This window comes from Lysinibacillus sp. NPDC093712 (assembly GCF_050280025.1).
Classification (GTDB): domain Bacteria; phylum Bacillota; class Bacilli; order Bacillales_A; family Planococcaceae; genus Lysinibacillus.
Genome location: NZ_JBNNUU010000006.1, coordinates 101,091 through 112,964, shown reverse-complemented (window position 1 = coordinate 112,964; position 11,874 = coordinate 101,091). Strand labels below are relative to the sequence as shown.

The 11,874-nt window shown below is 37.0% G+C and carries 12 protein-coding genes and 1 riboswitch; of the genes, 11 read left to right on the top strand and 1 reads right to left on the bottom strand.

Features of this window, described 5'->3' with window-relative positions:
* Nucleotides 1-40 precede the first annotated feature (40 nt).
* Nucleotides 41-1,099, bottom strand: a complete 1,059-nt coding sequence (ytvI, locus tag ACQKNX_RS19570) for a sporulation integral membrane protein YtvI (RefSeq protein WP_427430296.1) — start codon at nt 1,097-1,099, stop codon at nt 41-43.
* A gap of 93 nt (nt 1,100-1,192) precedes the next feature.
* On the opposite strand from ytvI, the gene ACQKNX_RS19565 reads away from it, so the two are divergent.
* The 11 genes from ACQKNX_RS19565 (at nt 1,193) to ACQKNX_RS19515 (ending at nt 11,834) form a co-directional block, all read left to right on the top strand.
* Nucleotides 1,193-1,741, top strand: coding sequence for a hypothetical protein (locus ACQKNX_RS19565; protein WP_427430295.1), 549 nt, complete (start codon nt 1,193-1,195; stop codon nt 1,739-1,741).
* Between the two features lie 232 nt (nt 1,742-1,973).
* Nucleotides 1,974-2,519, top strand: a complete 546-nt coding sequence (locus tag ACQKNX_RS19560) for a glutathione peroxidase (RefSeq protein ID WP_427430294.1) — start codon at nt 1,974-1,976, stop codon at nt 2,517-2,519.
* A 154-nt stretch (nt 2,520-2,673) separates the two neighbouring features.
* Nucleotides 2,674-2,881, top strand: a riboswitch (cobalamin riboswitch).
* 155 nt (nt 2,882-3,036) lie between these two features.
* Nucleotides 3,037-3,579, top strand: coding sequence for a hypothetical protein (locus tag ACQKNX_RS19555; RefSeq protein ID WP_403056830.1), 543 nt, complete (start codon nt 3,037-3,039; stop codon nt 3,577-3,579).
* A 1-nt stretch (nt 3,580) separates the two neighbouring features.
* A complete protein-coding gene (locus ACQKNX_RS19550; protein ID WP_427430293.1) occupies nt 3,581-4,540 on the top strand; it encodes an ABC transporter substrate-binding protein in 960 nt (319 codons plus the stop codon).
* Between the two features lie 354 nt (nt 4,541-4,894).
* Nucleotides 4,895-5,662, top strand: a complete 768-nt coding sequence (locus tag ACQKNX_RS19545) for a tyrosine-protein phosphatase (RefSeq protein WP_427430292.1) — start codon at nt 4,895-4,897, stop codon at nt 5,660-5,662.
* Nucleotides 5,663-5,805: 143 nt separating this feature from the next.
* Entirely contained in the window at nt 5,806-7,185 is a 1,380-nt protein-coding gene (locus ACQKNX_RS19540) for an MATE family efflux transporter (protein WP_427430291.1), read from the top strand.
* The gene (locus ACQKNX_RS19535; RefSeq protein ID WP_427430290.1) at nt 7,186-8,016 is read left to right on the top strand and encodes a putative RNA methyltransferase; all 831 of its coding nucleotides are present in this window, start codon (nt 7,186-7,188) and stop codon (nt 8,014-8,016) included.
* 88 nt (nt 8,017-8,104) lie between these two features.
* Entirely contained in the window at nt 8,105-8,713 is a 609-nt protein-coding gene (locus ACQKNX_RS19530) for a lysophospholipid acyltransferase family protein (RefSeq protein ID WP_427430289.1), read from the top strand.
* Nucleotides 8,714-8,772: 59 nt separating this feature from the next.
* Nucleotides 8,773-9,237, top strand: a complete 465-nt coding sequence (locus tag ACQKNX_RS19525; protein ID WP_427430288.1) for a low molecular weight protein-tyrosine-phosphatase — start codon at nt 8,773-8,775, stop codon at nt 9,235-9,237.
* 218 nt (nt 9,238-9,455) lie between these two features.
* Nucleotides 9,456-10,172, top strand: coding sequence for a YebC/PmpR family DNA-binding transcriptional regulator (locus ACQKNX_RS19520; RefSeq protein WP_427430287.1), 717 nt, complete (start codon nt 9,456-9,458; stop codon nt 10,170-10,172).
* Nucleotides 10,173-10,538: 366 nt separating this feature from the next.
* The gene (locus ACQKNX_RS19515; RefSeq protein WP_427430286.1) at nt 10,539-11,834 is read left to right on the top strand and encodes an arsenic transporter; all 1,296 of its coding nucleotides are present in this window, start codon (nt 10,539-10,541) and stop codon (nt 11,832-11,834) included.
* Nucleotides 11,835-11,874: the final 40 nt, after the last annotated feature.

Sequence of the window (11,874 nt, the reverse complement as noted above, 5' to 3'; positions counted from 1 at the left end):
GATTTTATCACTTTTGAGGGCAGTTGATTGGAGTTCATCATTAAATTTTGAAATTGAATTTAATAACCCCTGTTTCCTTTAATGCGAAGAGGAAGATGATAACAAATGGTCCTACGAGTAAGCCGATGACGCCAAACAATTGTAAGCCGATAAACATTGCGATTAATGTTGGCAGAGGGGGTAAACCAATATGTGCACCCATTACTTTAGGCTCGACAGTTCGGCGAATAATTAATAAAATAGCTGCAAGAACAAAGAGCTTAATGGCAATCGCTGTATTCCCCATCAGGAGGTAATAAATTCCCCAAGGTGCTAAAATAATAATTGAGCCAAGGAACGGGATAACATCTATAATCCAAATAATAATGGTCATTACTATCACATATTTCGGGTGAATAAGTAGTAAACCTACAAGTGTAACCCCGGCTATAATAAAGCTAACAAGAATCTGTGCCTTCATAAAACCGAAAAATGCATCTTTTAAACGATTAGTAATAATTTTCAATTTCTCTTCAGTTGTAGGCTTTAAAAATTTGTAAGTTGACTGTTTTAATTTTGGCAAATCTAGCATAAATAGAAATAGGGCGATCATATAAACAAGAAGACTTATAAAGAGGCTTGGAATTTGTGAAAAGAAGGTCGTAACTTTGGTATAATTAAAGAAGTTTAAGAAAGATTCTTCAACTTTCTCAATGAAGTCGGTTGTCGTTTTTTGAAGTGAAGCACTCACTTCAGTTGGAAAGTCTTCTGTATATTTTGAAATATTCTCTTGCATATGACCCCACAACTCGGATAATTTAGAAATATAGTAAGGTGCTTGCTTTGAAATGGAAATAATTTGCGACATTAGTTGCGTAATAGTAAAGTAACAAATAATAGAAATAAAAATAACGCTTACTATGTATATAAAAGCAACAGCTATTTTTCGCGACATTTTCCATTTTCGTTTAAAAAACATAACAATGGGTTCTAATAAAAAAGCTGTAACACCTGCTAAAATAATTGGCACGGAGACAGGAATGATAAAATATACGGCTATAAGTAGGCATATAATCGCTAGCGTTCGTATAGTCAACTTTCGAGTTATAGTTCTATTCATAAGCTCTCCTTTTATCGTTATTTTTAAGTAAAGTGTAACATAAAAAAATTAAAATTTGAAAACGTTCTGAAAGAATGAAGGTAGGGATAAATCATGGAAAAAGAGATTTTGCAACTTTTTAGTAATTTAACAGAGCGTGACCGTGAGATTGAATACGAGTCGTATAGAAAATTGATAAAAATTATGCAAGAACCAGTAGATTGGACATATGCAGTTTGGGAACAGCTTATTAAAGCCCTTACATATACAGATGGACATGCTCGTGCACGGGCAGCACAGTTTTTATGTGCATTAGCAGCAAAAAGTGACCCGGAAGAACGTGTTCTGGATGATTTTTTAAAAATTTGGGCAGTAACATATGATGAAAAAACAGTAACTGCAAGGCATGCTCTTCAAGCAATTTGGCAAATTGGGCTTGCTGGACAAGTTCAAAGGGATTTAATTGTTTCGTATTTAGCGAAAAGGTTCCAAACATGTATCGATGAAAAGCAACCATCACGTATTCGATATGATATTATTGTCTCCTTTAAGAAATTGTTTGATGCTACGAATGATCAAAACTTATTAGATATTGCAAAGAGATTAATAGAAGAAGAGCAGGATATAAAATACAAAAAGAAATATAAAACAGCCATCCGTTAAAATAGCGAGATGGCTATTTTTATGCCCAAGTGTGTTGTTTTGAAGAAAGAAAAGTTATTGATTATAATGAAAGTAGGAGGATGGATTCAGTTTTTGATAGGTCTTATATACTGATGTAAGCTATCGTATAAGTGAGAGCAAGAAACTATCTATAAAGAGGAAACACGTAAATATGCAACTGTATATAGCATAGTAACAGTATAATTTTTGTAAATTAGAAAGGGTCGAGAAAATGGGGATTTATAATTATTTAGTGAAAAAGCCAAACGGTGAAATTTTATCAATGGAGACGTATCGAGGAAAGACAATGTTAATCGTTAACACCGCCAATCAATGTGACTTTACATATCAATTTGAAGATTTGCAAAAAATGTATAATAAATATGACAAGGGAAATTTCGTTGTTTTAGGTTTCCCGTGTAATCAGTTTGGACAGCAGAACCCAGAAGATGGAGTTGAGACAACTCAACTTTGTCAGCTTAACTACGGGGTAACTTTCCCGATTTTTGAAATAGTTCAGGTTAATGGAGAAGAGACACATCCGTTATTCAATTATTTAAAGCACGAAGTAGATTTTCGTGAATTCGGAAAAGCGAATATGCAGGAAAAGATGTTAGCTGAAGCTATTATCCAAATTGCACCGAGCTTTTTAGATGGACGTAACATTCGTTGGAACTTTACGAAATTTTTAGTAGATAATCAAGGTAATACAGTTGAGCGCTTTGAACCGACAGATTCACAATTAGATATAGAGCAAGCTATTGAAAAAATTTTATAGCTAGCTATTTTAATCAGAATTTTTAGGTTGGAATAACAAATAGCTTATCGCTATGTAGAAATAGTGCTAAGTTTTGTATAAATATATTCGAATATTCCACAATCTCACAACTACTCTTTCAAATCAATATATGATAAACTGCTAATCAAGTGAATAATTCTTGCAGAATAATGGTGCTAACTTTAGCATAATCGGGAATTCGGTGTAAAACCGAAGCTGTTTCCGCAACTGTAAGTACAAGAATCATAAAAAATGCCACTGTCGAAAAGGGGAAGACCCAAGATGGGAAGGTTTTATGATCGCTACTGCATTGAGTAGTGAGCTGTACGAGCCAGGAGACCGACCTTTATTTAATGTATAAAAACTCTTCGGAAGCTAGGAGGATATACGGCAAATACATAGGCAATGTCGCGTGAGGCGGCACTATATATGCTATTTTCGTCGTTCCCTAGGGAGCGGCGTTTTTTTATGCACCTGTAAAGCAAAATCTGTTCATGAAAGAAAGAAGGGACTAAGTATGAAAAAAGATGCCCGTTACTCTTGCTACCCGTTCATGCGTGAAAAAATATCTACAGTAGATTTTGAGATTCGTACAGATAGTTTAACAACTCATGTCGGTGTAGCATTGACGGCTGTAAAAGCTGAAGAAGTTGAAGTAGTGGCTACAGATTTATTGACTATTTTGCCAATGGCCTACCATGTAAACGGCTCAGTACGTGGCAAATTAGCGGTAACGGAAGAAGATTTGTTATGGCTTAGTGATCGCTATGATTTTTATGTGGGGCATGTAAAGGAAGAAATTCAGAACTTTGTTTTACCACAAGGTACAGGGGCTGCAACTGCGCTTCATTTATGTCGTAGTGAGGCAAAAAAATCATACCGTGTTCTACATAAAGTTTCTGAGGAAAGAGAAGTACCAGCCATCCTTTTCGATTACTTAGGATTATTAGCTAATGTATTTTTTGTAATGGCTGTATACATGAATCAACAAGCTGGTATTGCTGAAATACCATTTATAAGCAAATCATATCCGATGAAGAAAAAGAAGGAGAATGTGTAAAGTGAAGAAACTATTTAAATTCCAATGGCTTACAGTGTTAATGTTAGCACTTGTATTGGCAGGGTGCGGCACAGCAAATGAAGCTAAAAAGGACGATACATCTAAAACAGGACAACAAGCAGAGCAAACAGGCTACAAAGTGACAGATGATCGCGATGTAGAAGTAGCATTTGATGCAGTACCAAAAACGGTTGTGTCATTACAACCGAGTAACACAGAAATCTTATTTGCACTAGGCGTTGGCGATAAAGTTATTGGTGCAACTGATTATGATACGTACCCAGAAGAAGCAAAAAATATTGAACGTGTGTCAGATTCTGTGACATTCAACACTGAGCGAATTGTAGCATTAAAGCCAGATGTCGTAATTGCTTATTCAACAGGCAATGCCGAAACATTAGATGCGCTAAAAGGTCTTGAAGATGCAGGCGTAAAAGTATTTGCTATTAAATCAGCAGCTTCATTTGAAGATGTATATGGAGATATTCAACAAATTGCTGAAGTGATGGGCGTTAAAGATAAAGGTGAGCAATTAAACAAAAATATTAAAGCGAAAATCGCGGATGTGCAAGCAAAAGTAAAAGGTGTAGAAACACCGAAAAATGTTTACTTAGAAATTAGCCCTAAGCCAGATATTTATACAACAGCAGCTGGTACTTTCCAACAAGAGATTCTTGATGCAGCGAATGTGAACAATGTATTTGGCGATCAAACAGGATGGGTAAAAGTTTCTGAGGAAGATGTTATCGCGAAAAATCCTCAAGTTATTTTAACAACAGTAAACTATGTAGAAGATGCAGTAGGTGAAATTCTTGGGCGTGATGGATGGAATACAATCACTGCCATTCAAGATAAAGCGGTAAATTATATTGATACTGATATTTCAAATCGCCCAGGACCACGTATTGGTGAAGCTGTTGAGATGGTAGCGAAAGCAGTATATCCCGAACTATTTAAATAAGGTTAAATCGTGAAAGCCAACCTTTAGAGCTTGGGCAAAAGAGATAAAGTGTTAGATTGACTGCAATCAATCTAACACTTTTTTGCTTGTGAACGTTGTTGTCCGCTAAGTACAGGCTTCGTGAGCTTCAACCGGCGATAACTCCAAGTCAACCGGCGATTCAGGGGCTTCAACCGGCGATAACTCCAAGTCAACCGGCGATTTACGGGCTTCAACCGTCGATAACTTCAAGTCTACTGGCGAGTCATAGAATCTGAATCTCTTCTAAAAGGCATTGTGAATAATTGGTATTATCTTCGGTTGTTCTATAAAATAGAAATATATATGATTGCTTAAATAAGGGAGGCGTAGTGGATGACACAGTTTGACATGAAGGTTATTCCGTTTGAGGCAGTCTTGAATTTCCGCGATATGGGTGGCTATAAGACACGAGATGGCAGAGTGGTTAAGAATGGATTGCTCTATCGCTCAGCTGCGCTAGGTAAGATGACACCAGCGGATAAGGAGCGCTTTGAAGCGCTAGGAGTTAAAACAATTTTCGATTATCGAGATCAACAAGAGGCATTAAATAATCCTAACCCTACATTCAAGGGCGCAAAGTATATTCAAATTCCTGCAAAGGGCAACCACGCATTTGAGATGCCGACAAATACCGGTGGCCACAATTTTTATAAGGTTGTAAGCCCAGAGATGTTCCGCGATTTTTATGCACAAATGCCCTTTAACAATGCTTCATTTAAAAAATTAATGTCTACAATTCAAAATCCAGATAATTTAGGCCTCGTCCATCACTGTGCAGTAGGAAAAGATCGAACGGGAATTGGCGGTGCGCTCATTTTGCTCGCATTAGATGTACCCGAGGAAACGATTATGCAAGACTATTTAGATACGAATATTTATTTACGCCCTATGGTAGAACGAATGGCACAGGCAATTCAAAATACTTTTAATGACCAAGAGTTACAACAGTTCCATGCATTAATGTCTGCACGTGAGGATTATTTGCAAGCTGCCTTCGATGCTATAGATAGTCGTTATGGTTCGAAACCAGTATTTTTAGAGCAAGAGTTTGGTTTAACAACAGAAAAACGCCGGCAATTACAAGAAAATTGCTTATGCTAATAGGACGCCCTTTCACAGTAAGTCAGTGAGAGGGATTTTTTTGTAAGCTATTCAAAATATTTTTGTATTAGCTATCCTTTACAGTGGTAAATCTGTGATAAGATACAATAGATTTTTATGTAATAGAGAGAGAAGTGAAGTTGTTGGGACATGCGATTAGAGAGAAACATTCGGCAGACCAGTTTAGTCTATTTCATTTAACATGGCCGATTTTTTTAGAAGTTTTTTTATTTATGTTAATGGGATTAGCCGATACATTTATGTTAAGTGCCTTATCGGATAACGCTGTATCGGGTGTTGGCGCAGCAAATCAATACATTCATATTGCGATATTAATTCTTGAAGTGGTAGGCAATGGTGCTGCAATAGTTGTCTCGCAATATTTAGGTTCAAAGAGATTTTTAGAAGCTACAAAGATTTCAGCGTTAGCAATTACGTTGAACTTAATTTTAGGTTTTATTATGAGTGCTCTGTTTTTCTTAGGCTCCAGCCATTTAATGACGATGATGAATTTGAAGGGTGATGTCTTACAATATGCCCAAAGCTATTTAGTCATTATTGGTAGTTTTATTTTCTTACAAGCTATTATTAATGCATTAGCGGCTATTATTCGTGTACATGGTTGGACGAAGCAGACGATGTATGTATCACTCGGTATGAATGTCGTTCACGTCGTGTTAAACTACGGGTTGATTTTTGGTAATTTGGGATTGCCGGAATTGGGTGTGAAAGGTGCTGCGATTTCTTCCATTATTAGTCGTGGACTTGCGGTTATTGTATTTTCATGGTTGCTGTATCAGGTAATGGAAATACGTGTGAAAATCGAGTACTATTTCACTTTTTCAAAAGAGTATGTCCGAAAAATTTTAAATATCGGTTTACCTTCTGCATTTGAGCAAGTGCTTTATCAATTTTGCCAAATTGTCTTCCTTTATTATGCAACTTATATAGGGTCTGAAACGCTTGCAGCAAGACAATATGCAATGAATATTTCGATGTTTACGTATTTGTTTGCAGTTGCAATCGGTACGGGGACAGCTATTATTATAGGCCGCTATGTAGGCGCGGGTAAAAAAGATGAGGCTTATCATCAATTATGGATAAGCGTGCGCTCAGCTTTTATTTTCACAATACTAATGGTAAGTGTTGTGACGATTTTTAGAAAACAATTAATGAGCATATTTACAGATAATGCAGAGATTATAGCCATTGGTGGGTCTGTATTAGCATTAAGTATTTTATTAGAAACAGGTCGTACGATGAATATCGTTGTTATTAATTCATTACGTGCTTCAGGCGATGCAAGATTTCCAGTGAAGATCGGCTTTTTATCAATGGTCTGCATGAGTTTGCCACTCGGCTATTTGTTTGTCTTTGTTTTAGATTGGGGACTAGTAGGGATTTGGCTAGCTATTTCAGCAGATGAATGGATGCGTGCCATTATCGTATACTTTAGATGGAAAAGTCGAAAGTGGGAACGTTTTGCAATTGTCTCACCTACAGAACAAAAGGAGGCGAATTAAATGGGAGCACTTTCTAAACGTGCTGCAGGAGCGGCGTTAATAGATGCAAATATCGGGTTATTTGCTTGTCCGATTTGTCAGGAGTCCATGCAAGTCTATGATCAAGGGAGGCTTACATGTTCAGCAAACCATTCCTTTGATATTGCTAAGCAAGGTTATGTAAATATGCTGACGCATAGTGCAGCTTCTAAATATAGTAAAGATCTTTTTGAATCCCGTAAAACGATTATTGATAGTGGTCTGTATGATCCACTTGAGGAGAAAATAGCAGAGCTAATAGGAGAAGTTAAAACAGTGCTTGATACAGGCTGTGGAGAGGGGTCACATTTAGCTCGTATACTGTCGCAAAAACAAGGTATTGGTATTGGTATTGATATTGCAAAAGAGGGCATTCTTGCAGCTGCTCGGCATTACCCAAAGCAAATTTGGTGTGTTGGGGACTTAGCCAAAAGTCCTTTTGCCATGACAAGCTTTGATGTTATTTTAAATATTTTATCTCCTGCAAATTACGAGGAATTTAAACGACTACTTACATCAAATGGATGTGTCGTAAAAGTGGTACCACAAAGTGGCTATTTGCAACAATTACGTGCACAACTTTATGCTGATTCGTCAAAAGAAACGTACTCCAATGAGCAAACTGTAGAACGTTTTCGTGAAAGTTTTTCAAATGTCACAATTGAGCGTATAACTTATACGGTGCCACTTGCTTCGGTGCTCGTTCCTGCACTGCTTGAAATGACGCCGATGGGCTGGCATAAGGCGCAACATGCAGAAGTGACTGTAAATGAAATCACGATTGATGTCGATGTCCTTGTTGGTCGGGTATAAATCAAATAGATTTGACTTGAACAATTGCAGTATACAACTCTTTTCGATTACAATGGTAATAACTATTGAATAAGGTAGGAATAAAACAGTGTATAAATTTACGGCAAATCTTGTCAAATTGATATTAAAATTATCGGGTTCAAAGGCACGTGTATATGATGAGCAAAACTTACCGAAAGATGGTGGGTTTATTATTGCATGTACACATACAGGATATGTGGATATATTAAACTTAGGTGTTGCAGTCTTGCCTCGTGAAATTCACTTTATGGCGAAAAAGCAATTGTTTGATATTAAGGGACTTGGCTGGCTTATTGACCATTTAAACGCCTTTCCAGTTGACCGTGACAATCCAGGACCAAGTGTTATTAAAGTTCCATCGCAGTTGCTGAAGGAAGGGAAGATTGTTGGGATTTTCCCATCAGGTACTCGAAATTCAGAAGGATCTGATTTAAAGCAAGGTGCTATAACGATTGCACAGTTGTCTAAAACACAGATTGTTCCAGCTGCTTATGTTGGAGCGAGAAATGCTGGCGATGTGTTTAAGCGTGGGAAAGGTTATCTCATCTATGGTGAGCCGTTTTATGTAACAGGCAAAGGAAAAGAAGGGCGTGAGGAATTTACACACCATCTTGAACACGAGCTAATAGCCTTAACAGACGAATTAAATAAACGAATTGCAGCGGATAAAAAATGATACGGACAGCACTCAGAATCAAGTTGATTTTGGGTGCTTTGTCGTAGGGGGCATTTTTCATGATTAATGTACTTTTTGTTTGCCTAGGGAATATTTGCCGCTCTCCAATGGCTGAGGCAGTCATGCGAGATTTAATAGAAAAAGAGAAGTTGAATGACAAAATTAAAATAGATTCAGCTGCAACAAGCTCATGGCATATTGGTGAGCCTCCACATCGAGGTACACAAGACAAGTTGCGAGAATATGGTATCTCGACGACAGGAATGCAAAGTAGACAACTACATAAGCATGATTTTGACCAATTCGATTACATTATTGGAATGGATGAAAATAATATTCGTACCATTTACACGATGCTTGGAAATCCTGACTCACCAAAAATTTTCCGCTTTTTAGATTTAACGGACCATCGGATGGATGTACCTGATCCATACTATACGGGGGATTTTCAGAAAACTTATGATTTAGTGCTAGAAGGCTGTCGGGCTTTATTAGATAAAATTAAGCATGAGCAAAAACTATGAACATGTGAGAACGATTAAGAGCCTTGAAATTAAAATATTTTATGCAACATTCTGTTCTGAAAACATTACCTTAAACATTGGTATATCTAGCTTTGTAAGCATCAATATGTTATTATTTGCAGAGTAAAGATACGAAAAGTATTTAAATACCAATTGCAGATGTGCAGTTGTACATCTATGATTTTTATAAACTTTATTTTCGAAAGAGAGTGGAAACAATGGGTCGTAAGTGGAACAATATTAAAGAAAAGAAGGCGTCAAAAGACCAAAGCACAAGTCGAGTGAATGCAAAATTCGGTCGTGAAATTTATGTAGCAGCAAAATCAGGCGAACCAGATCCTGAATCAAATCGTGCTCTTAAAGTTGTTCTTGAACGTGCTAAAACTTACAGTGTTCCTAAACATATTATTGAAAAAGCAATCGAAAAAGCGAAGGGTGGCGGCGACGAAAGCTTCGATGAATTACGCTACGAAGGTTTCGGACCAGCTGGAACAATGCTAATCGTTGATGCTTTAACAAACAATGTTAACCGTACAGCTTCTGATGTACGTGCAGCATTTGGTAAAAACAACGGTAACATGGGCGTAAGTGGTTCTGTTGCTTATATGTTTGATTCAACAGCAGTTATTGGTTTAGAGGGCAAGACTGCGGATGAAGTACTTGAAATTTTAATGGAAGCAGATGTCGATGCACGTGATATTCTTGAAGAAGAAGAGACAGTCATTGTTTATGCAGAACCAGACCATTTCTTTGCTGCGCAAGAAGCACTGAAGGCGGCGGGCGTTCAAGAATTTACAGTTGCTGAGCTTTCTATGCTACCTCAAACAGAAGTTACATTAACAGGTGATGATGTAGCGAAATTTGAAAAATTAATTGATGCATTAGAAGATTTAGACGATGTACAAAACGTTTACCATAACGCAGATTTTGAATAAATTTTAATATAAGTCAAACCAGTAGCAATCCTTTGCTACTGGTTTTTAACTTGATACAGAATATTCCTTACTACAATAAGTCGGGATGATGAATGCCGAAGTATGCACGGACGCAATGGGGTCTGAATTAAGTTAAAAAGCCCTGTCGGATGTCACAGATTTTTTAGAGGAGCTTTTCGAGCAAGCTCGTAAAAATCTGGACGCAATTACGCCGAGTCGCAAATTGATTTAACTTGATACAGAAAAATTCCGCTACTTTTAAATATGAAGGATAATGCTAGGGACTTACATTTCGTGGAGGTTTAAATCACTTCTAAATCAAGTTAAAAAGCCCCAGCGTATGTCACAGACTTAAGGAGGAGAATTGTGCAAACTTTTTTAGCTATCGTTATATTTTTAGTGACGTTATTTTTAGTAATTGTCCAGCCACGAAAATTATCGATTGGCTGGTCTGCCTGTATTGGCGCAGCATTTGCCTTAATGCTAGGTGTTGTTACAATCAGCGATGTCGTGGCAGTTACTGATATTGTTTGGAATGCAACATTGTCATTTATAGGGATTATTATCATTTCCCTCATCTTAGATGAAATCGGATTTTTTGAATGGGCAGCATTGCATATGGCACGACTTGCGAGAGGTAGTGGAATTCGGCTATTTATCTATATAGCCTGCTTAGGTGCGATTGTTTCTGCACTATTTGCAAACGATGGTGCAGCACTAATATTAACGCCAATCGTCTTAGCGATGGTAAGAAAGTTAAACTTAACAGAGCAAAGGGTATTTCCGTTTATCATTGCGAGTGGTTTTATTGCAGATACAACGTCATTACCACTAGTAATTAGTAATTTAACGAATATCGTGTCTGCGGATTATTTTAATATAGGTTTTATGGAATACGCAGTGCATATGGTCGTGCCTAATATCGTTTCTTTAATCGCTAGCATTTTTGTGCTATATGTTTTTTTTAGAAAAGTCATTCCGAAGCAGTATTCAATGGAAGCATTAGTTCACCCGACTGTCGCTATTCGAGATCAGAAGTTATTTAATATTTCATGGTACGTTATCGCGGTATTATTACTTGGTTTCTTATCGAGTGAGTATTTTATTATTCCAGTGTCATTTATTTTATGTAGTGTTGCAATTATCTTTTTATGGTTGGCACGGAGAAGCAAAAGCATTGATACGAAGAGGGTTATTAAAGGTGCACCGTGGAGCATCGTGTTTTTTTCAATAGGTATGTACGTCGTTGTTTATGGTTTGAAAAATGTAGGTCTTACAGGTTTATTAGCAGATTTGTTAGAGCTGACTGTTCAACAAGGCTTGTTTGTAGCGACATTAACAATGGGCTTTGTTGCAGCAATTTTGTCTGCAGTTATGAATAATTTGCCGACCGTTATGATTGATGCATTGGCTATTGCTGAAACAAGTGCAAGCGGAACAATCAAAGAAGGACTGATTTACGCCAATGTTATAGGTACGAATCTAGGACCGAAAATGACACCGATCGGTTCATTGGCAACATTGTTATGGCTTCATATATTGGCACAGAAAGGCATTAAAATAAGCTGGGGACAGTATTTTAAAATCGGTATTTTACTAACTATACCGACACTTTTCATTACATTACTAGCATTAATTGCTTGGTTAGCAATAATATCGTAGTATAGAAGTCGAAATAGTTGAAAAAATAAAATATTCAGTA

Coding starts and splice junctions, on each gene's coding strand:
- ytvI (WP_427430296.1), bottom strand. CDS start 1,099: ATGAATAGAACTATAACTCGAAAGTTGACTATACGAACGCTAGCGATT.
- ACQKNX_RS19555 (WP_403056830.1), top strand. CDS start 3,037: ATGAAAAAAGATGCCCGTTACTCTTGCTACCCGTTCATGCGTGAAAAA.
- ACQKNX_RS19565 (WP_427430295.1), top strand. CDS start 1,193: ATGGAAAAAGAGATTTTGCAACTTTTTAGTAATTTAACAGAGCGTGAC.
- ACQKNX_RS19560 (WP_427430294.1), top strand. CDS start 1,974: ATGGGGATTTATAATTATTTAGTGAAAAAGCCAAACGGTGAAATTTTA.
- ACQKNX_RS19520 (WP_427430287.1), top strand. CDS start 9,456: ATGGGTCGTAAGTGGAACAATATTAAAGAAAAGAAGGCGTCAAAAGAC.
- ACQKNX_RS19545 (WP_427430292.1), top strand. CDS start 4,895: ATGACACAGTTTGACATGAAGGTTATTCCGTTTGAGGCAGTCTTGAAT.
- ACQKNX_RS19535 (WP_427430290.1), top strand. CDS start 7,186: ATGGGAGCACTTTCTAAACGTGCTGCAGGAGCGGCGTTAATAGATGCA.
- ACQKNX_RS19525 (WP_427430288.1), top strand. CDS start 8,773: ATGATTAATGTACTTTTTGTTTGCCTAGGGAATATTTGCCGCTCTCCA.